Annotated in this window: 11 protein-coding genes and 1 pseudogene; 8 read left to right on the top strand and 4 right to left on the bottom strand. The window is 32.7% G+C overall.

Going from position 1 to position 23,493, the window contains the following annotated elements:
• Nucleotide 1: 1 nt before the first annotated feature.
• Genes ACSHW5_RS07885 through ACSHW5_RS07875 form a run of 3 tightly spaced genes read left to right on the top strand, consistent with a single transcriptional unit; the run spans nucleotide 2 to nucleotide 4,897 of the window.
• On the top strand, nucleotides 2–745 hold the full coding sequence (locus tag ACSHW5_RS07885; RefSeq protein ID WP_435675573.1) for a class I SAM-dependent methyltransferase: 744 nt from the start codon (nucleotides 2–4) through the stop codon (nucleotides 743–745).
• 10 nt (nucleotides 746–755) lie between these two features.
• A complete protein-coding gene (locus ACSHW5_RS07880) occupies nucleotides 756–1,916 on the top strand; it encodes a hypothetical protein (RefSeq protein ID WP_435675572.1) in 1,161 nt (386 codons plus the stop codon).
• Nucleotides 1,913–4,897 (top strand): amino acid adenylation domain-containing protein, encoded by a 2,985-nt coding sequence (locus ACSHW5_RS07875; protein WP_435675571.1) that lies wholly within the window; start codon nucleotides 1,913–1,915, stop codon nucleotides 4,895–4,897. Before ACSHW5_RS07880 ends, ACSHW5_RS07875 begins: the two co-directional genes overlap by 4 nt.
• On the opposite strand, the gene ACSHW5_RS07870 is transcribed toward ACSHW5_RS07875, so the two are convergent.
• The gene (locus ACSHW5_RS07870; protein WP_435675570.1) at nucleotides 4,886–12,211 is read right to left on the bottom strand and encodes an amino acid adenylation domain-containing protein; all 7,326 of its coding nucleotides are present in this window, start codon (nucleotides 12,209–12,211) and stop codon (nucleotides 4,886–4,888) included. The genes ACSHW5_RS07875 and ACSHW5_RS07870 overlap by 12 nt on opposite strands.
• A gap of 558 nt (nucleotides 12,212–12,769) precedes the next feature.
• Here ACSHW5_RS07870 and ACSHW5_RS07865 point away from each other — a divergent pair.
• A complete protein-coding gene (locus tag ACSHW5_RS07865; RefSeq protein ID WP_435675569.1) occupies nucleotides 12,770–13,252 on the top strand; it encodes a BT4734/BF3469 family protein in 483 nt (160 codons plus the stop codon).
• Between the two features lie 495 nt (nucleotides 13,253–13,747).
• Complete coding sequence (locus tag ACSHW5_RS07860; protein WP_435675568.1) at nucleotides 13,748–14,944, top strand: IS256 family transposase; 1,197 nt, start codon at nucleotides 13,748–13,750, stop codon at nucleotides 14,942–14,944.
• Between the two features lie 25 nt (nucleotides 14,945–14,969).
• Here the strand turns inward: ACSHW5_RS07860 and ACSHW5_RS07855 are convergent, their stop codons facing one another.
• From ACSHW5_RS07855 to ACSHW5_RS07845, 3 genes and pseudogenes are all read right to left on the bottom strand, one after another.
• Complete coding sequence (locus tag ACSHW5_RS07855) at nucleotides 14,970–16,424, bottom strand: tyrosine-type recombinase/integrase (protein ID WP_435675567.1); 1,455 nt, start codon at nucleotides 16,422–16,424, stop codon at nucleotides 14,970–14,972.
• A 491-nt stretch (nucleotides 16,425–16,915) separates the two neighbouring features.
• Nucleotides 16,916–17,278: pseudogene (locus tag ACSHW5_RS07850) on the bottom strand (DUF6979 family protein); the annotation flags it as partial.
• Between the two features lie 490 nt (nucleotides 17,279–17,768).
• The gene (locus ACSHW5_RS07845) at nucleotides 17,769–18,887 is read right to left on the bottom strand and encodes an ATP-binding protein (protein WP_435675566.1); all 1,119 of its coding nucleotides are present in this window, start codon (nucleotides 18,885–18,887) and stop codon (nucleotides 17,769–17,771) included.
• Nucleotides 18,888–19,504: 617 nt separating this feature from the next.
• Here ACSHW5_RS07845 and ACSHW5_RS07840 point away from each other — a divergent pair.
• From ACSHW5_RS07840 to aldA, 3 genes are all read left to right on the top strand, one after another.
• The gene (locus ACSHW5_RS07840; RefSeq protein WP_435675565.1) at nucleotides 19,505–20,623 is read left to right on the top strand and encodes a Fic family protein; all 1,119 of its coding nucleotides are present in this window, start codon (nucleotides 19,505–19,507) and stop codon (nucleotides 20,621–20,623) included.
• Nucleotides 20,624–20,794: 171 nt separating this feature from the next.
• A complete protein-coding gene (locus tag ACSHW5_RS07835) occupies nucleotides 20,795–21,694 on the top strand; it encodes a helix-turn-helix domain-containing protein (RefSeq protein WP_435675564.1) in 900 nt (299 codons plus the stop codon).
• Between the two features lie 290 nt (nucleotides 21,695–21,984).
• Nucleotides 21,985–23,424: an aldehyde dehydrogenase gene (gene aldA, locus ACSHW5_RS07830; protein ID WP_435675563.1), complete on the top strand. Its 1,440-nt coding sequence runs from the start codon at nucleotides 21,985–21,987 to the stop codon at nucleotides 23,422–23,424.
• The last annotated feature ends 69 nt before the right edge of the window (nucleotides 23,425–23,493 follow it).

The raw sequence follows: 23,493 nt of genomic DNA, 5'->3' as shown, positions 1-23,493 counted from the left end.
AATGGATACAACAAAATTATATGATAAAAAGGAAATTCTGTACGATAAATTCAGACCAGAATATCCCACAGGAATTGTTTCTTTAATAAATAATGAAAGAGATTCTACAGTAAAAAAAATAGCTGATATAGGAGCAGGAACAGGACGTTTATCGGAACGATTTTTAGATCAGGGATTCATCGTATTCGCCATTGAACCCAATGAAAAAATGGTTAAATTGATGATTCATAAATATGAAAAATTCAATACTTTTCATGCTATAAATAGTAATTCGGAATCAACAGGACTACCAAATGATTCAATGGATATGGTTTCATTTGGGCAATCTTTTCATTGGTGTGATAATCCAAAATCTATTATTGAAGCAAAAAGAATACTTAAACCCAGTGGGAAAATTCTTATTTGTTGGAATGACAGAGAGAAAACTGAGGATGCATTTAATCAGGAATTTGAAGAAATACTTTTACGACTTTTTCCTTTATATAGTATAAATAAGGAAGTTTTGTATGATGCAGATATACTAAAAAGGAAATTTATGTCTAAATCAGTGGAGTATAAAGAAATAGCTAATAGTCAGATATTAGACATCGATGGATTTGTAGGAAGGCTTGAATCTAATTCATATTTTATCCAAGTTCATAAAAAAGAATTTCGAGATAGTATCGAACAGCTTTTTATAAAATTTAAAAAAAATAGATTAATCAAGATCAATTATTTATGCAAAATATTTGTAATTAATCTTTAAACAATTAGGTATGAGTAGAGAATTAACAGATGCATGGGTTTTAGAACAAGGTAAAATACATAGAGTACCAGGTGAATTAATTTTAAAGAAAATAGAACTTCCCACCTTATCAATAAAGACGATATTAGTTGAACCAATTTATGGATGTTGGGAAGGTAATATGCATCATGCAATTATGAGAGACCCAGTAGATATATGTTTACAGAGAAAAGAAAAGGAAATTGTTCTTGGGAATGCTGGGGTTGTGAGAATCCTCAAAACAGGTAGCCCACAATCCCATCTTAAACAAGGAGATTATGCATTGGTGTTCTGTAATGCAGTAGCAGACGAATATGGGTTTCCGAAAAAAATTCTTGGATATGATGCTAAGGGAACAATGGGTATACTCGCAAAAAGAACTGTACTTCCTTCGAATACTTTAATTAGAATACCTTCACGAAGTAATTTTTCATTGAAACAATGGGCTGCCTTTTCACTGAGATATATAACGGCCTGGTCAAATTGGAAAATCAGTTACAAGTGCTGGAGGTCACAAATGACAGATGTGTCTTTATCTGAAATGACGGTAGCCTCTTGGGGAGGTGGAGTAGGATTCGCAGAGTTATTACTTGCCAAAGAAAAAGGTTTTAAGACTTTAATGATTACCTCTAAAGAAAAGCGATTTACAAATTTGGCTGATTTGGGAATCAATTCGCTAGATCGAAATGAATTTGCAGATTTGAACTTTAATCCTGATAAATATGAAAGGGATTCAAATTATCGGGAATGCTATATTAAGAGCGAGAAAATCTTTCTCAATAACATTAATGCGGCAACAAATAACCGTCAAGTTGCAATCTTCATTGATAATATCGGATTGCCTGTGTATAGAGCAACATTAAAAGCACTTTCCAGACAAGGCGTGATAACGACTTCAGGTTGGAAAGAAGGTATGAAGCTGTCCTATTTTAGAGCAATCGAAAGTATTCAAAGGCATCAACATATACATACCCATTATGCTAGATATAGCGATGCTATAGAAGCAATGGAGTACGCCATTTCTAATGATTGGATGCCTGTTATTGATACGAATCATGTTTATGAATGGGACGAGATATTGACTTTAAACCAGGATTATAAAAAGGGCACAATTGATTCTTATTTTCCAATTTACAAGGTGAACAATCTATGAATGAACCAACTCTAGAAATATATGAAGTGTTGCAGAATCATGCATTGAACATTCAAAATTCAGTAGCAGTTATTTGTGATGGAAAAGAAATTTCATATGGTGATCTAGAAAAAGAAATTTCGGAGATGCGAAGAGGACTTACGACTCTTCAATTCGACAAAAATGAAACCATTGGGATTCACCTCGAACGTTCACCTGAATTTCTCATTGCAAGCATTGCGCTAATGTCATTGAATAGAGCTTATGTGTTCATTCCCCCTGATTCTCCCAAAGATCGAATGATGTTTATTCTCGAAGATATGGGGATACGTCAGGTAATCGCAAATGATGAGAATAAGGAATTCCAATTGATGAATGTCCAGACTCATTCTGTAAGTGATTTAATGCAAAAAGGAGAGTTGCACAGTGGAAATAAGGATACTCCATTTGAAGCAGCGGATGAAATAGTTTATACTATTTATACGTCAGGAACTACTGGTAAACCAAAAGGAATTGCAATTCGAAAAGATGGTCTTAATTATTTCATGAATGCCTTTAGGGGGCAGATGAAGTTTACATCCAGGGATGTGTTCTTGGCACAAACGTCTTTTGCATTTGATCCGCATGTTGTTGAACTGTTCATTCCATTAATACTAGGAAGTACAATTGTACTCGCTGCCAAACATGAAGTTGGTAACCCTGATAATCTCACACAGCTAATTGATAAGTGCAAGGTTACTTTAATTCAAGGAACACCTTCGTTTTATCGGCAAATGCTCAACAATGGGTGGAAAATAGATCACAGTATCCGTTTGTTTTGTGGAGGTGAAGCAATGACAGAAGCAATGAAAAATGAATTGCTGGATTTGGGCAAAGTAGAATTATGGAATCTTTACGGCCCAACAGAAACAACTGTTTGGGCAACTGCAACAAAAGTAGAAAGAGACATTCCTGTACTCATTGGGAACCCCATTGATGGAACGGAATATTACGTACTTAATGATCAATTCGTGCCTGTTAAAATTGATGAAACAGGCGAGGTTTTCATAAGTTCACCTGGGTTGATGAAAGGGTATGTTGGGCAAGATGAATTAACGCAAAAAGCTATTGTTGATATCAACCTCAACGGAAAACAATTACGTCTATTTCGCACAGGGGATCTTGTTCGAAGAAAGGATGATCAAAGTGTTCAGTTTGTTGAGCGTCGGGATTTGCAAGTAAAAGTTAACGGTTACAGAATTGAGTTAATTGAAATTGAGCAAGTTCTTTCTGCGTGTAATGGAATTCAGGAAGCCTATTGCGTTGTGGAAGGAAATCAATTGGTAACTTGTTTAAAAACCTACGAAGATCCACAAGACGAAGGTGCTTTTATCAGAGAGTTAACTGAAACAATCGCTGTTAAGTTGCCAAAATATATGATTCCCTTGAGGTTTATGCGGGTTGATAGTGTTCCTTTGGGAACAACCGGAAAAGTAGATAGAAAGTCAATCGCTCGTTTGTTTAAACTTCCACAATCACAAAAAGAAGACCAGAAACTCTCTGGAGAATTTCAAATGGATCTTTTTAATATTTGGAAAGAGGTAGTATCAATCGAAGGGATTGTTCCATCTGAAAGTTCAAACTTTTTCGCATTGGGAGGGAACTCTATTAATGTCGTGTTACTGAAATTGAAAATCTTTGAGAAATGGTCGGTTAACGTTACGGTTAATGACCTGATTAGCAATGAAAATATTGGTCAGATGGGAATGTTGATCAAGGAGAAAATGAAGAAGGATCAGGCCCATCTTCATGTATTTGATTACCGTAAGGTTAAGATGCACTATTCCCAAAGAGTAATGCTCATTGAACAGTCTAGAATGGAGATTTCTTCGAACAATTTAGAAGTACTCCTGGAAGCAAGTCATCAGATAGATGCTGTGACGATAGCCTTGAGTAAAATGATAGAACATTATCGCGTGTTTTCTGCACTCGAATTGGATCTTGAATCACAGGAAATAGTATTTGATAAACGGCCACAACTTACACTAATAAACGCAGGAAGTGATTACACTTCGAGCAAAGAGTTTGTTGAGAATCTAGAGACTTACAGGAAAGAGATTGATCCATTTGAAGGCGTGTTTTCGCGTATTGTAGTTTACCCCAATGGAGAAAAGACAATTATTTATTTAGCGTGCAATCATTTTATAATCGATGGAATTTCCTTTAGAGTGCTGCGTAATAATCTGGAATATCTGTTGAGATGTGAAGAGAATATATTGCCACCTTCACCCGATTATTGCGATTGGTTAGAACAAATAACAAGTGAGGATGCGGAAAGATCTACAGAGTATTGCAACACATTGCTATCAGATTACGATGTTGCTATTCCCTCATCAATTAAAGTAAAAAAAACTGAAGGAGAAGCAGTTCAAATGATTTCATTCCCAAACCCATTCAAGGGAATAGCTATCAAAGAAACGTTTAATTATCTACTGACTACTTCAGCTCTTTCTGTAATGGAAGTTTTTGAGTTGAAATCTGCCTTGTCACGGATTGTTTTATCGGGAAGAGGAGAGATGGAAAGTATGGATGATACTGCAACTGTAGGATGGCTCGCCTATCATTTCCCTTTTCTGATCAAGTATGATAGTGACCCATTTGCAGTTATTGCGCGTGTTGAACAATTTCATTCATTAATGAAATCGAAAGACGCTTGGTATGAGTTCCTTCAGCAAAAAGAACAGTTAGGGCATCAACTTGAGTCCGACTTTCCGGTCTATTTCAACTTTATACCTGATATTACTCCAAGATCCGGAGAATTGGATGATTTATCAGATTTACTTCCCCCCTTTGAAGCACGTTCGTCCCTTAATGGTGTTGGATTTGTATTTAAAGAACAGAGGGAAGAAATACAGTTGTTTGTCTATTGGGATGAAGCGAAAATTGACAATATTGTAATTGATCAATTGATTGAATCCTGGAAATCGAACTGGTCAAAAATAGAACAGTTTTTAATCCTGTGATGGCGATTTCAGTGTTGAAATTTTTAAGTCAGGATAAAAAGTTGCTTCATCGAGGAGCTGTAAAAACAATTTCGAAAGATTGGCTATTTGTTCATCATTATAAAGTGATGCGTTGTATTCAATGGAAAAATGAACAGCATTGTTCAACGTATGTTCATTAAACGTAAAGGATATATCGAATTTACTTGAACCACCATAGGTGTCAGATTCAATAGGTTCGATTTGAAACGGTAACAAGTCGCTCGTTTGGGGAACAGTTATCTGATTGTAAGCTACCGTAATTCCAAACAATGGGTTTTTATTTATCTCAGGTTTAAGCCCTAGATCGCTCACAATCTGAGCAAATGGATAGGTTTCATGTATTTGTCCCGAAACGATATTATGGTACACTTGTTTTGCTAGTTCCACAATTGACAGCTCTTTATTTATTTGAACGCGAATTGGTAGAGTGTTTACAAACATGCCAACGATTTTCTCTAAGTCACTTCTGGAGCGCCCAAGAAAATGAGTTCCAGTAATAATGTCTGTTACTCTTGTTTCAGTGTACAGCAATAGACATGTCAGTGAATAGTAAATTGAAAATGGACTTACCTGGTGCTGAACTGCAAGTTGTTGAACCTTTTTAGAATCTACATCAGGTAAAATCAAAACACTCGTTTTTCCCAGAAATGATTTGTGGTCAGAACGATTACCTGAGAAAGGGAGTTCCAAATAGGGCAATGAACCGGATAATTGTTGGTTCCAGTAACTTTTGGAACTATTCTCATCTGAATGAATTTCGGTTCTTAACCAATGAGTATAATCTCCATAGGAAAGTTCTGATTCAGATGGCTTTTCTCCTCCTGTGACATAGGCTTCAAGAAGATTGTTAAAGAATAAGTCGAAAGACCACTTATCAATACAAATATGATGCATGTAGAAAAGCAGAAATGAAACTTCTTTATCAAACTCCACAAAAATGGCTTTAAACAAAGAACCTTCCTCAAGATTAAATGAGAAATTTAGTGTTTTTCGAATTAGGAAATTTATTTGAGTGTCCGTTGCTGGTTGAGATCGCTGGTCAATGTATTTCCATGCAGATGTTGAAACGGGAAGAATTCTCTGAAATAACCCTCCCTGCTCTGCAATAATTGCAGTACGCAAAGATGTATGCTTTTTCAGAAGAAGCTTAAAGCATTGCTCCAAACTTAAAGCATCAACAGCTCCTGTTAGCTTATACACCTTAGTCGCATTATAAGCTTGATTTCCCTCCGTTGTTTGAGATAAACTCCAAATACTCTGTTGTTGAGGAGAAGTTTTATATAATTCTGTGTCCTTAATTTTTGGTATGCCACCCAGCGTTTTTTTCTCGTTTAGATATACGGTGAGTTGGTCAACTGTTGGGTACCTGAAAATTGAATTGAGTTCAAGGAATAAATTACACTCAGATTGAATGAGAAAGCACAATTGCATGGCTTTTAAACTGTGTCCTCCTGAATTAAAAAAGCTATCTGAATATTGGATATCATCGCGGTTCAGAACTTCCTTGAATAATTGTAAAATTTTCTCGTGTAAAGCACCCCGCTCAATATTTTGAAACTCTACGGCTTGTTTATGATTCTCTTTGAGTTTTTCAAAATCTGTTTTGCCATTTGGAGTTACAGGAATTGAATCTACACTATAAAAATGAGTTGGAATCATGTATTCAGGTAGCTTCAGTGCAAGTTGATTCCTTAGCTCAGATAATTCAACGTCCCTGGTTGTAACTATATATGCATTGATTGAATTATCAACAAAGGAAATCGCTACATTTTTAATTTCTGAAATACTACCAATTTGATGTATGATTTCCTCAATCTCAACCCGAATTCCATTGACCTTTACCTGATGATCTTTTCTTCCTATATATAGAATCGTTCCATCAGGCATTTGTTGTACAATGTCTCCCGTTTTATAAAGTACCGCCCCACTCTTTGGATGCTTAATAAAGCTTTTGGCTGTTACTTCAGGCTGACATAAATATCCCTTGGAAAGTTGTTGACCAGCGATGTACAATTCACCTGAAAATCCAATCGGTCGATGATGTAGTTCAGCATCAAAGACGAAGACTTCGATACCCGGTAAAGGTTTACCTATAGGTACTGTTGCAGTCGGACATATTTCACCCGGTTTTAACGCATGAGTGATAACTCCAACAGTCGTTTCTGTTGGTCCGTAATGATTGACTATTTCAACCGAATTAAATCTCTTTTGAAATTGTTCAACCAATCTCATGGGGAGAACTTCACCTCCAACAAACAACCTACGGAGATTTGGATGAAACTCGATGTTTAAGTCCAGAAAAGATTGAAGAATCGTTGGTGTTAATTTCAGAATATTGATGGGCATTGACCTAAAGAAATTCGAAATCTCTTCATGGTTTAGAGATTTAATTTCGGGTAAAACGCATACTGAAGCACCCGTCAATAGTGCAGGCCAAAGAGCTGTGTAAGATAAGTCAAAAGTAGGGGAGGTGATCATTCCCATGCAGTCTTTTTTACTTATTGGATGTTGTTCAGTAAGGTGATTGCAATAGCTGACAATGGCAGAATGAGAAATCATAACCCCCTTTGGTTGCCCACTTGTACCAGAAGTATAAATTATATAAGCCAATGACTCAGGTACTTGTTGAATCTTAGGATTTTCAACAGACGAATTGAGAGACTCACCATCAAGTAGAAGAACAGCCACGTCTGAAACAGGGAAGTGCATTTCAGAAGAGGTAATTACAACAGAAGTCTCAGATTCGTTAAGAATGTGTTGAATTCTTTCTGTTGGAAGATCAGACGCTAATGGAATATAGCATGCTCCTGTTTTAAGAATCCCTAAAAGAGTTACTATATAATTGTCAGAGCGATCCATAAAGCAAGCAATGACATCTCCGGGTTTAATTTGATATGAGCTAATTAAATGATTCGCTAGTTGGTTTGCTTTACGATTAAGTGTTTCGTAGGTCAGTGCGTTGTTACAAAAAATTACAGCCGTATTATTTGGATTTGAAACTACTTGTTGTTCAAATCTATGCATCAACGTTGACAATGGATGTTGTGTTTCTTGTGCGGGAACAGGTAATGGTCGAACAGGTACATTTATGTTTTTAATCGGAGCATCAGCCTGTTTAATTGAAGCTTGGAGTATCGCGAAAAAGTGTTGGGCTATTTGTTGTATTCTCCATTTGTCAAACAAATCGGTGTTATACTCAAGAGTTAGCTTAGGAATACCTTCTTCCTTTTGAATAAGAATCGTAAGGTCAAATTTCACAAAACTTGAATGACTTGTAGTGAGTTTCTGTTTGGCAATTACATTTCGTTCGGTTTTTTCCTCCGAAAAATATTCTTCCCAGACGAACATTATATCAAACAAAGGATTTCTTGCTAAATCTGGTGAATCTACAAGCTCAGAAACTACTTTGTTAAAGGCAAGAACTCCATTTTCTCTAGCATTTTGAACGGACCTTTCAGTTGAGAGTAGTACCTCATTGAATGTTTTTTCTTCAGATAGCTTTGAACGAATCGGCACAGTATTGAGCAGCATTCCTGCGATGGATTGCAATTGGCTATGAGTACGCGTTGTTATTGGTGTCCCAACCAGTAAATCTGATTGTTGTGTGTATCGTTTGAGTAGTATGAAAAAAGCAGAAAGCGCAATTGTATATTCACTCGTTTTTTCTTTTCTGGCAAGATCAGTCTGAATTTTGGCTAAATCAGCTGTGAAAGGAACAGTAAGTTGATCCCCATTATAGGTCTTAAGTTTTGCTCGTGGACGATCAGAAGTAAGTTCAAAAGGAACGTAATCACTTAGTTGATCACGCCAATAGTTTAGCATCTTCTTTGTAGAATCAGACTCTTGCAGCTTCCTGTACCAAATCGAATGGTCTTTGTTCTGAATTTTAGAATGATCAGGAATGTAACGTAGTTCAGCTAACTGTTTGTAAATCTCTTCAAACTCATCAAAAAGCATATTCATTGACCAACCATCAGTAATTATGTGATGAATATTCCAAATTAACACCCATTTTCCGTTTTCCTTCTTTTTGACGAAGCACCTGAAAAGTGAAGGATTACTTAAATCGAATAAGTAGTTTTTTTCATCAATGATGAATTGAGTAAGCTTAGCATTGGAATGCAACTTATCGTCAACATTTAGGCTGAATTGAGTATTGTCTGTGGGGGAAATATACTGTTGAACACCATTGAGTTCATCCGAAAATGAATAAGCTGTTCGTAGAGATTCATGTTTATTTATAAGACACAGAATCGTTTTTTCAACCAATTGAAAGTCAGGCTCCGATAAAAAATCGGATATATAAACGATATTGTAAGCGCGACTTGCATCCGCGTCATTGCATAGAAGCCAAATGCTCTCTTCCATTGGTGAAACAGGGTAATAACTGCTTTCATCAACCAGTACAATTTCTTTTGCATCTTGAGTAAGTGCTTGCACCATTTTTTCAATGATCGGGAATTGGAAGAAATCCTGAACGTGTAAAGTCAATCCATGTTGTTTATATACCTTAGCAATGATTAGTAATGCCTTAATACTGCTTCCACCAAGTGAAAAGAAATTGTCTGTAATTCCAAGGTCATCCATACCCAGAACCTCCTTCCAAATTTCGACCAATAACTTCTCGCGTTCATTTTTTGGAGCTACACTAGCATTTTTACGCTCTACCTTTTTATCCGAAACTGTTAAACGGTCTCGATCAATCTTCCAGTTGTGTGTCAGAGGAAATTCATCTAACATAACATACCGCTCTGGAATCATATATGCAGGTAATTTTTCTCGAAGAGTTTCACGAAGAATTTCTTCAAAAATCTCTGCATTCTTAATGTTTTTAGTCGAATCGGTTTGTGGGGTAAAATTCTCTCGCGGAGGAGTAGAACTTGGTAGGTTTATAGCCTCAATACAGGGTGTATAAAAATAAAGGTCAAGATTATTGTTCGAAGTACTTGATGGCTGAATTTCTAACCTATAATTGTATTGATCTGCGATAGCTTTCCAATTTGGAATTCCATACGTGATTATTGAAGAGCCTGGTTGCTTTTCTGAAAAAGGGATCAATCGAATATCGGGAACATTTGAAAGCTTTACAATTGAGTGTTTTCCAGCGTTTAATTTATTAGTTAATTGATCAGGATAACTGTCAATGTAGTCAATGCTATGCTCTGGCGATGGTTTTTTAGAATTGGAAGAGATATGGATCAAAACATCATACCTAAAGAGATCCATTTCAGTATCAAATGGACTATCCTTGGTTAAGAACCGAATGTCTGCAACCTTTTCTATGTTCAATAGGTTTTGGAATTCCAAATAGTCAATAAAAAGTTCGGTTTCCGATTGAAACATCTGTTCAATTATTTCCTCATCATCACTGGAAGAAGTACCGTTATTTCTTTGTGATAAAAGGGATCTGTAAAATGATTTTTGAAGCCTCGGATTTCTAACATCTCCAATGAATATGAATCCCTCACCAATTTTATTACATAGTGAAATCAATAACTCCTTTAAGTAGCTTATGGAAGGAAAGTATTGAGCAACTGAATTAATGAGGATAAAGTCAAATTGATCCAGGTTTTGAATAACTTCTACCGGTTCACCATATAGTAATTGCACTTTGTTTTTATAATTCTTAAAAAGGTTTTTGTTTATATGTTCAGATGTATTTTTAGAAAGCTCAATCCCTGTATAATTATTACATGATGGAATCATTTTTTTCATAAGATGACCTTCACCAAAACCAATTTCAAGAATGTCGCCGCTAATATAATTGGAAACTCGATGATATGTGTTTTGGTAGAACGACTCCATTTCTTCAGCAGTAAATGGTTGATTTGTATAGCTGTTGATCCATCCTATAACTGGTTCATCAGCCTTATTATAGGAGTATATATTGTCATACAGTGATCGAATCTGATTAATACCCAGTGTTTTTGCACTCTTTGATTCTTGATTAATTGTATAGAAAGCGGTTAAATAGGTCGTTTCTTCCAAAGGTGTGATGGGTTTAACAACAACCTCTTTAACGATGTTAGAGGATCGAATTACTGATTCTATTTCTTTTAATTCAATACGGTGACCGTTTAACTTAACCTGAAGGTCATTTCGTTGAATGAACTCAAGGGCACCATTGGGCAGTATTTTTACAATATCACCTGTTTTATATACGCGTTGTTCTGTTCCACTTCTTGTAATTGTTACAAATCTCTCTGCGGTTTTCTCAAGATCATTTATGTAACCAATAGCAACACCATCTCCACCAATAAATAACTCTCCTAGTTGATCCGCACTTACGTTATTCCCCGCATCGTCCAAAACATACAAAGAGGTTTTGCGTATTGGATATCCAATAGGAATTGAGCGTTTAGAGTTTTTAGAATCAAGTATTGCATCATCAACGATGTAATAAGTGGACCAGATTGTTGTTTCTGTTGGGCCATACATATTCCATAGTTTCCCTACTTTAGTAAAGAGCCTATTAGCAAGTTTAGTAGTAAGGTTTTCCCCTCCGGATATTGCTTTCAATTTAGAGTTTCCAGACCAACCTACATCCAATAATAGTTGCCATTGTGCAGGTGTCGCCTGCATTGCCGATATATTAAACGTATGTAGATCCTCAATCATCATTTGAGGATTATCTCTAGATAAATTCCCCGCTATTACTACGGTAGCACCTAAAGTAAGAGGTAGAAACAATTCAAGTAGAGAAATATCAAAGGAGATTGTGGTTAGGGCATAAAATTGATCTGATTCCTGAAGATCTAGAATCTCTTGCATGGCCTGCAGAAGATTAGAAAAAGAAGCATGACTAATATTTACTCCTTTTGGTAGCCCAGTAGATCCTGAAGTGTATATTTTATAGGCACTCTTCTCCTCTTGAAATAAAGGTGAAATGTTTTGATTTCTTTCCTCGACAAGGTCATCAAAATGAAGTATATCGATAGCTAAATGTTCTAGTTTTTCAGAAAATTCAGGTGTTGAGATGATAGCTGATGCTTTTGAATCTTGAATGATGTAATTTATTCTTTCTTGCGGAAAAGTTGGATCAATCGGTAAGTAAATACAGTCAGCCTTCCATATTCCAAGTATTGAAACGATAGTAGCTGAAGTCCTTGGCAGAAATAAAACAATAGTACCATTTGCTGTATTTTTATTTGTTGATAGGTTGTGGCAAATTATGTTTGACAAATTTTCTACCTCTAAGTAGGTTAATGAACCCGATCTGTCGATTACAGCATGTTTTGACTGAAAAAGATCAAGACTCTTTTTAAATAAATTTAAGAAACCTTTAGAAGTCATAAATATATGATGATATTCAATTGAAAAAGATTTTTTTATTTTAAATGATAATGAAATATAGTTTAATTATTTTGCTTTTTTCTAAAAAAAATGGTTTTTTATTTGTGATTTTATATCTAAAGCTCAAACAGCGAGTAAAAAAGCCAAGACCTTAAACTAGATATTTGAATGTACCACTTGACAATTAGCGCATCCTATTATATAACTACATATACGAATGCGCAACTGGTACACATAAGAAGTTTATTAATGCATTAAATAGAATTAATGAGTAAGAATTACTATTATTTTGCAACACACACAACAAATGAGTAGGTATACAGATTCCTAACAGCAGGAGTTCAGTATAAAAATTTACCCAAAGAAGAACAAGATTTACTAGAATTATTAACCAAAGGTTATCGTAAAAGAGACAAAAGCAAAACTGTTCTCAATTATTGTTCTGACTTTATTACCAATCATCATCAAGATTTTAAAAGATTAATCAATAAGTTGGGTTATTCACTTAAGTATTTCCTTAGAGACTACCTTGGGTTTCATCTTAAATGGTAATCTAGCGTGAGGTCCTTTGGAAAGAATGATGATCTAATTGCTGATCAGATAACTGAGTCAGAACTTATAGAAGAAATGACAAACCCAACAAGCTCTATAAAGAGATTATTAGACACCGCAGGTGGAGATGTTAAATTGGTCAAATTATTTTTACCTGCCATTATGATTTCCTTAGACACCGACACTAGAGACGAAAAGATAATGGAGTTCAAACATACTGGAAGGTTTGTTTTTGACTTTGATAAAATTGAAGATGAAAAGACAACCATCGATTGGATGAACAAAGTTTGGAAAGGCACCAAAAATGTAAAACCCTATATGGCTTTTGTATCACCAAGTGGAAATGGATTTAAATTATTTTGTCAAGTAGATACTTCTAATGACGATTTTATAAATGATTTTGCAAGTGAAGAAAGAGAAGAAGTAATGGTTAAACATAAGATTTGGTACGAGGGGGCTTGGAAAAGAGTTAGCAAAAAACTTTCCTAAAATTGCTGATAATATTGATACTGCTACTAAAGATCCTCAGCGTTTAACACTACTTCCCTTCATAGCTGATAAAGCGATGAATTTTAAATATGATCCTAAGGTGTTCTCTGAGTATTTAAAAATCGTAGAAGTAGAAAAAGAAGAAAGAAGAATTGTATTCAGATAAAAGTTTGTTTTTTACAACATTGTATACTGGTTTTTTTAAATCATCCCAAAAAATTTCATTATCTGATAAACGAGGAGATAGCGAAAAGGCACTCAGAAAGCCTTGGTCTATAGATAGTGTAGTATGATTACCTGAACACCAAGATACAACTAGAGGTTCTGCTCTTCTTAGACCTGAGGATTTGGAAAGGTAAAACCAAAATGAGGGTTTGTATACATAATCTTTATCATAATATGGCAATAACCCATAAAGTGTGTAAGTTTCAAAAAACTCAGGATTGAATTCAATCCTGAGTTTTTTATTTTATTAACTTTAAACTTTACACATTTATGAAACCAGAAGACATTTTAAACGAAGACTTTTTAAAGCAATTTAAAAACGGAACAGAACTCACTAGCTTTTTAGAACAACTCCATAAGCGAGGCATCGAAAAGATTTTAGAAGGTGAGCTCGATGCACATTTAGACTACGATAAGCATCAAAAAAGTAAAACTACTAACCTTCGTAATGGTTATACAAAAAAGAAGCTAAAAACAACTTTAGGAGAGACAGAAATCCAAGTACCTAGAGATCGCGAGAGTTCTTTTAACCCAATGATTATAAAGAAGCGACAAAGCACAACAGAAGGCATTGAAAACGTTATTATATCGCTGTATGCAAAAGGAATGAGCAATAGTGATATAGAAGAACAAATACGCGAACTCTACGATTTTAACGTTTCAACCTCCACCATTTCAAGAATAACAGACACCATTACAAACGATATTATTGCTTGGAAAAATAGACCTTTAGAAGCCACCTATTTAATCGTGTGGATGGATGGCATTGTTTTTAAAGTAAGAGAAAACTCTAAAGTCATTAATAAAACCATCTACATAGCTGTTGGACTTAGAGTTGATGGTAAAAAGGAAGTGCTTGGCTTGTGGTTAGGTAAAAATGAATCCTCAGCCTTTTGGATGACAGTTCTAACAGACATAAAAGCCAGAGGAACACAAGATATATTAATAACCGCAACAGATAATTTAAACGGATTTACAGACACCATAAAAACCATTTTCCCAAACTCTGTAACTCAAATATGTGTTGTTCATCAAATTAGAAACTCCTGTCGTTATGTGGTATGGAAAGACAAAAAAGAGTTTACTAGAGATATGAAACAAATCTATACAGCTCCTACAAAAGAAGCTGCAAAAGCTGCCTTAAAAGACTTTAAAGCTAAATGGGAATCTAAATATTCTTATGCCATTAGAAGTTGGGAAAACAACTGGGACGAACTTACTATTTTCTTTGATTTTCCTGTTGAAATAAGGACCATTATTTATACCACAAACTTAATAGAAAACCTTAATGGAAAAATTAGAAAATACACCAAAAATAAACTCTCTTTTCCAACAGACGAAGCTGTTATGAAATCTGTTTATTTAGCACTAAGAGAAAGCACAAAAAAATGGACAATGCCAATTAGAAATTGGGGAATTATATTAAACCAATTTTTAGCTATATTTGAAAACAGGATTAAACTATAAATAATTTAATCCTGAGTTTTTAAACTTACACAGATTTTAGGATAGTGTCTTTATAAATATTAAATTGAGGTTTTATTTGTGCCTCTTCTAATCTTACAGCATTCTCATTCATGCCCCTCAGCATTTGAGTTATTTGATCATCATTTACAGAGCTTTCATTAATGTATTTATACAACATTTCATCGCTTTTATGACCCGTTACTGCCCTAACATTGTAAGCTCCTATTATATTAATATAATTTGTTGCAAATGAACGTCTAAAACTATGATTTGTAATTACCTCATATTTTTTATAGGTGTTTGATATTGTACGCCTTGTTTTCTTGTCATTCACAATAACACTTAGTGATTTTCTACTTTGAATAACCTCATCAATTCCTGCTATTTTACAAATCTCCTTAATTTCCTTGTTTAATGTTACATTATCATTTTCTTTAAATGATATTTTAGGTTTACCATAACAATCAATATATTTTAATATTCTTTTATTAATTGGTAGCACAACATCATAACCTGTTTTTCTATTCCAAAAACCCCAATATTTAGCTCCTTGGTTATTAACTTTAACATTTTCGTCTGTTAATTTATTAAAATCTGACACTCTTAACCCTACTTCACTTATAAACAAAATAGTTTTCTTAACATCTAGAAGTCTTTCAGGTACATCGGTATTATGTATTAAATCTAATTCATTAAAAGACAAAGTAATTACAATCTCATCTTTTTGTGTCCTTATTTCTGATTTTGTTTGCTTCTTATATTTTATATTGTGAATATTGTGCGAAACCTCAACAATATCTGGAAATGTATCCTTTTGATATCGTATTGCATGAATAAGACTTTTACAGTGCTTATTTGATGTTGCATGACTATGTTCTAAATAAGAAACTAGAAAAGCATAAAATCCATATATAAAATCTTGGTTTATGTCTTTTATTTTCAGCTTTACCTTCTTTATTTTTTGATACCCCACAATCTTACTCATTAGTTGACTATACAGCCTTAAAGAATCTTTTTTATCAAAATACTCGATATCAATTACTCTTTGTATTGCCGTTGTAACTAAATTAGTTTTATAATCGTTTTGCTCTTTATTTAATAAATTAATCTCCTTTATTTCTTTAGATTTCTGCCTTTTTTCTATTTCCGATTTATCTATTGTAATTGTTATAATTTCAGAGAGTGTTTCTATAAACCATTCTTTTGAAATTATTACACCATTATTAAACTCTTTTGTAAATTTCAATAAAAATTTTTCACGTATATCTTCTAAATCTTTTTTATGATTTTTAACAAAGCTATCACCACCAATTGTAATGTTATTTAAATTCTTATGCTTTCCTTTTGTAGTAAACCAATATTTCTTTTCTGAAACTATTTTAGTTGCATATCTATAATGTATATTAGAAGAGTGTCTAAATCGTATCGTTAAGTTTCCTTTATCTTTTTTGCTTCTATATAAAAATTGTAAGGTTGCCATTTTTAAAGAAATTTATTTATTCAAAACAAAGATACAAAATGTGTCCGTTTTTGTGTCCGTTTTAATACACTTACTTAAACTATTTTAAACTATTTTAAACAAAAAACGCAATATAACTAGCATCAACAACCATTTACAGATATAATGAAATTCAAAACAAATTAAACTTCGGGTATCGGCGTCTCCACAAAAAAACCCTCTAATCGTTTGATTTAGAGGGTTTTGTTTTTTAACAACATCAAAAAAGGTGTAAATAACATCTTTTGTACAGTTTTAAATTCTACTCTTCAAGTATCTACAAAATGACTAGCTCTAATAATATACCTCACTCAAAAAAAGGTAAAAAATTATATTTTGATAAAGAAATAGTGACAAAATGGGTTTTGGAAAATAAAATTTCTACACAAGAAGAAATGGAACAAATAGCAAATAAATATTTAATGAGAATAAAATCTTAATTGTATTCATTTTTCTGATTTTTCAATAGCTGTTTAACTAACAATCAACCCATTCTCCCAAAGAGCCAAAACAACATCCATTTGAGAATTAGATCTTTTATCTCCTAGTTCTAATTGCTCCCACAATTCTTTTGGAGACAATGTAGTTTGGGTATTTTGTTTTAAAATGGCTATAGCTTTTAAAGCATATTCTTTATTTTTAACGGACTTTGTATAATTTCCTTTTGGTATGCCTTTTACCAAGCCTGCCTCACACAAACCTAAAAAAGTACCTTTCGGACACCCTTTTTCTTGTGAACTTTTTGAGTTAGGAAAAATTTCTTTTGCAGCTCTCGACCATATCTCTACAATAGAATAAGAGTCTTTATAATTTTGTACAGCTTTTAAAGCTGTTTGTCCATATTTGTTCTTAGCTTTTTTTTTAGTATTCTGATGTCATTGCGAGGAGGAACGACGCGGCAATCTGTTTATTATAGAGATTGTTTTTTCTCAACTTCGCTCTAGAATTACGCTTTAGAATTATCAATTTTTAATTACGAATTTCTAATTGTTTTTTGGATGCTTCCAATAATTCATAATAATTCTTCTATATCATTTAGTAATGGTGTTGTTTGTTCTTTGGTTAAATAATTTGTTTTGCATTCACTTTTGGTTCTGTTTTTATGTGGTTATATTCACTAATGGTATTGCTACTTGATGCTTAATGAGCCGTTTTTTTAACTCCCCGCTGATTACGCTGATAAATGCAGATTTTTTTCTAACATATAAAAATGATTTACCTAGATTTAAAATTTTATTTAGACTATATTTTCTTTCGTAATTCATAATTCGTAATTCTACATTCGTAATTCATAATTGATAATTCCAAATTCATAATTGATATTTCTTAAATTGTCGTAAATTTTCTAAAATTTGTTCTATCAATAATTTCTTCTTTTGCGTTGTATTCATTTACAAAAGTTTTGGGTAATCTTACTTTTTTATTTGCACTCCATTTAAACTCAAAGCCAGTGATAATTCCATTTTTTTGTTCAACTAAATCTACTTCTTGTTGTTGCTTTGTTCTCCAGAAATACATTTTGGTATTTGTGTTTTTATAGCTATGCTGCTTTAAACGTTCTGAAATTAAAAAGTTTTCCCACAAAGCACCTTTATCTTGTCTTAAATCTAAAGGGGTAAAGTTGCCTAGTATCATATTACGAACACCATTGTCATAGAAATATATTTTTTTATTCTTTTTAATTTCTTTTCTTAGGTTACTACTAAAGCTTTTCAATTTAAAAATTACGTCTCCTTTTTCTAGAATATCGATGTAATTAGAAACCGTATTTTTATCAACTCCTACAATTTGAGCCAACTCATTATAATTTACTTCACTTCCTAATTGTAAAGCTAAAGCCTGAACTAGTTTTTCTAGCACTTCTGGTTTTCTAATATTTGAAAACGCTAATATGTCTCTGTATAGGTAGCTATTTACGAGTTGTTTTAAAATCTCTTGTTCTTCTCCAATATTATTTAAAACATCTGGATAAAAGCCATATAATAATCTATTTTCTAGTTGTTGTTCTGCTACTAAAAAGCCTTGTTTGTCTTCAAATTCTTCCCAACTTATTGGGTGTAATTCATACTCCCATTTTCTACCAGTTAAAGGTTCATTTAATACTGTAGACAGATCAAATGATGAAGAACCACTTACAAATAACTGTACATCTTTTAATTGATCTATAATAATTTTTAGCGTTAAACCAATACCTTCTATTCTTTGTGCTTCATCTATAAAAACAAGTTTATGAGAACCTATAATACTTTTAATTTGTTCTGTATTTGGGTTGTTTAAAAGGCTTCTTACAGTAGAATCATCTCCATCTAAAAAAAGATATTTCTTAGTATCAACAAGATCTTTTAATAAAGTTGTTTTACCAACTTGTCTTGGTCCTGTTAAAATAATAGCCTTTCCTTTATTTATTTTACTTTCTAAAGTTGCTTTTAATGTACGTTGATACATGTTTTAATTTTTATACAAATGTACAAATTATTACATCGTAATCACCAATGGTTATGTTTTTTGGTGATTACACTCACTAATGGTTATGTTTTTATGTGGTTATATTCACTAATGGTATTGCTACTTGATGCTTAATGAGCCGTTTTTTTAATTCCCCGCTGATTACGTTGATAAATGCAGATTTTTTTCTAACATAGAAAAATGATTTACCTAGATTTAAAATTTTACTTGTACCATATTTTCTTTCATAATTCTTAATTCGTAATTCGTAATTCATAACTCGTAATTCTACATTCGTAATTGATAATTCTTTTTTGTTCTAAACGTTTTTGATTAATTCATTAGATGAAATACCATTTCTTCTTCCTTTACTTTTGTAAAAGCAAAAATGACATCTTCTAAAGCCTTATTTATTATAGTATTAGTTTCTAGCTTATTTTCTAAAGCTAATTTTTTATTAATAAGTCCTACCCTGTCATTTGTTAATCTTGATAAAACAGCTAATTTTCTAAAGTCTAATTTATTTTATCAATTCAAAATAATAAATGAGCTATATAAACATAATTATAGCTCATAATTTCATTATATTTGAGCTATACAAAACACATTTATAGCTCATGGCGTATAAAAATTGGAATTGGTTACACAAAGAATGGCCTCATTTTACATACAACAAAGAGATTCTTGAACAATTAGAAATGCAATTTTCTAAAAATTCAGGGCTTGTATTGGGCGCTATAAAACATATAGAAGGTGTCTCTAAAGATGATTTATTAGTAGAAATACTTAGTGAAGAAGCTATAAAAACTTCAGAAATTGAAGGCGAAATTTTGAATAGAGAAAGTGTACAATCCTCTATTAAAAAAAATCTTGGTTTTGCTACGAATAAAAGAAAAATAGCACCCGCAGAACTTGGAATTTCTGAAATGATGGTCGATTTGTATCATAACTTCAATAAACCATTAAGTCATAAGCAGCTATTTGATTGGCATAAAATGATCACCTATAGTAGAAGAGATTTAGCAAATATTGGAAGCTATAGAACACATACAGATCCAATGCAAGTTGTTTCTGGAAGACTTGATAAACCCACTATCCATTTTGAAGCCCCTCCATCGGACAAAGTGCCTATCGAAATGGAACAATTTATTCTGTGGTTTAATCAAGTTCATCACCCAAACAATACAAGTATATTACCACTGGCAAAAGCTAGTATTACACATTTATATTTTGTTTGTATTCATCCTTTTGAAGATGGGAACGGAAGAATTGCAAGAGCATTAACTGAGAAATCTATTGCCATCAGTTCTAAACAACCAACATTAAGTTCATTATCATACACCATAGAAGATAATAAAAAAATGTATTACACATCACTTGAAACCAACAATGCAACATTAGAAATTACTAATTGGTTACAATACTTTAGTGAAACTATTTTAAGTGCTCAAGAAAACACTATAAAACGTGTTGATTTTATTATAGAAAAAGCAAAGTTTTTTGAACGAAATAAAAATCAATTAAACGAAAGACAAAATAAAGTATTGTTAAGAGTTTTTGAAGCAGGACATACTGGTTTTATAGGTGGCTTGAGTGCCGAAAAATATACCAAAATTGCTAAAACATCAGCTTCAACCGCTACTAGAGATTTAAAAGATATGGTTGATAAAGGAGTTTTAACAAAAACTGGAACTTTAAAAAGTAGTCGTTATGAACTACATATAAAAATTATCTAATTTTGGAAATATGGTTAATGACTTTTTATAATTCTATCTCTACTGCTGAAAGAAAGTCCTAATCTCTTATATATTCTAGCACATTTTGATATAATAAAAATACTTGCAGAATACACCCTGAAAAATATTAAAAAAGAGTATTATTGTATCTAATTTAAACATATTCATATTTTGAAGTTTGTAAAAAAAATAGAATTAGGAGATCCTTCATCCAACTTTCAAAATTTTATAGATCTAAAATTAAAGTTGCTATGTTGTAGGTACTGGTTGCTAAATTTATGGGATTGCCATGATATGATTTTTCCATTCTGGAGAATTTATTGGAATAGAAATGAAGGTGGAGAATTAATTCATTTAGATGAAGTTTATAAAATGACACCAGATACTTTATATATAATTCCACCCTTTACCTCTTTTTCTTCTCGTTTTTCAAAAAAACATATTTATAATAATGGCATTCATGTTGAAGGAAGACACTTAACAAGTGAATTTGACGAAAACGATTATATAGATTCATCACTAATTCATTTTTTTATTCATTTTAACCTAGGTGTTCCTTTTGATAACGTATATCCTGGTATCTTAAAAATTGAAGTAACAGATTTCTTAAAAGATAGATTAGAGTATTTAACAGGTAGATTAAAAATTGAAAACAAAGATTTTAAATTAACGTTTAATTTAAAATTGCAAGCATTTATTAAAGAAACACTTACTAATATAGGTCCAGAACTTTGGAAAGCCATAAATATAGATGATCGTGTTTTAAAAGTAATTCGTTTTATTGAAGCTAATATTGAAAAAAAATTAAGTAATGCAGAAATTGCCACCATTGTTAACATGGCCCCTAATTCATTTGCGCGTTTATTCAAAAAAGAAATGAATATTTCACTTCATAATTTTATTCAAAATAGAAAAATTGCAAGATCTTGTGAGTTGTTTGAACACACTAACAAAACCATAGAAGATGTTGCTTTTGATTTAGGCTTTTCAGATAGATACCATTTTTCTAGAGTGTTTAAATTAATTACCGGTTTAACTCCTGGCATTTATAAATCTGGAAAATACACATAGTTCAATAATCCTTTTTTTTATCAACGCCACTTTTTCCACCTCCACATAGATTTTAGACACATTTTTCTATTTAAAATTAAGAACATGTTTAAATTGTACATATTATTGCTTAATATGGATAAAAATTTTAATCACTTCTATTAATAAATTTGCTTATCGGGTTTAACTAGCATACTTGTTTATCTAAAAACAAGCATCCTAGTTTACCTAAAAAACAAGCAGTTTTCAAAAATACAAATTACATTTTTTGATTACTTTTTTATAAATACAATTAACTTAAACAATATTTTATGCAGCAATTTGAACAGTTTATCAACGGGAAATTTGTAAAATCTACATCTACAGATGTAATTGAAATTTTAAATCCTTGTACCGAAGAAGTTTTATCTTTAATGCCAGTAGGTAGTAAAGTGGATGCTCAATTAGCTTTAGAAGCAGCACAAGCTTCTCAACATGGATGGAAATCTCTTCCTGCAATTCAAAGAGCTAATTATTTAAATAAAATGGCCGATGTTATTCGCCAAAACAGAATATCCTTAGCAAAAACATTAGCAGCAGAGCAAGCAAAAGTAATAGGTTTAGCGCAAGTTGAAATTGATGTTACTGCAGATTATTTTGATTACTATGCAGGTTTTGCAAGAAGAATAGAAGGAGAAATCATACAAAGTGATCGTAGTAAAGAACACATCTTTTTACACAAAGCACCAATTGGTGTAGCTGTAGGTATTTTACCTTGGAACTTTCCTTTCTTTGTAATGGCTAGAAAAGTTGCTGGTTCTTTAATTACAGGTAATACTTGTGTTATAAACCCAAGTTCTATTGCACCTAATACCGTTATGGAATTTGCGAAACTAATTGAAGCTATAAAAATGCCTGCAGGTGTATTAAACTATGTTTGTGGTAAAGGTAGTATTGTAGGTGATGCACTTTCAAGAAGTCCAATTACAGGAATTATTAGTTTAACAGGTAGTGTTGGCGCTGGTCAAATGGTAATGCGTGCAGCTGCAGAAAACATTACAAAAGTATCTTTAGAATTAGGTGGTAAAGCACCTGCTATTGTATGTGCAGATGCTAATTTAGAATTGGCTGTGAATGCAGTTGTTACCTCAAGAGTTACTTTTAGCGGACAAGTATGTAACTGTGCAGAACGTCTTTATGTAGAAGAATCTATTCATGATCAATTTTTGGATATGGTTGCAGCAAAAATGAAAACTTTAAAAGTAGAAGATGCTTTTTCTGAAAACAACCCAGATATGAGTGCCTTGGTTTCTAAAGCACAATTAGATAAAGTTACCGAAATGGTAGAATATGCTAAAAAAGAAGGTGCAGAAGTTGTAGTTGGTGGGTCTGGTATGAGTGAATTTAATAAAGGTTATTTTTACCAACCAACCTTATTAACCAATGTAACACAAAACATGCAAATTATTCAAGAAGAAGTATTTGGTCCTGTTTTACCAGTGATGAAATTTGGTACTCTTGATGAAGCTATTGCTCTAGCGAATGACTGTGAATTTGGATTAACATCTTCTATATTCTCTGAAAACTTTAACAAAGTAATGCATGCTGCAGAAGAATTACAATACGGAGAAACATATATTAACAGAGAACATTTTGAAGCAATTCAAGGTTTCCACGCTGGTTGGAAAAAATCTGGAATTGGTGGTGCTGATGGTAAACATGGAATGGAAGAATATCTTCAAACCAAAGTTATATATGCACAATACAGATAGAATTAGTAAAACATAATTAGAAACACTTTTAAATATAGATAACCCCCAAATTAAGTATCTTTTTAAAAG

It is taken from the genome of Polaribacter sp. (assembly GCF_051251875.1).
In the GTDB taxonomy this organism is placed as follows: Bacteria; Bacteroidota; Bacteroidia; order Flavobacteriales; family Flavobacteriaceae; genus Polaribacter.
Note: the sequence above shows the minus strand (reverse complement) of the source record. Positions and strands in the feature narration are given on the sequence as shown.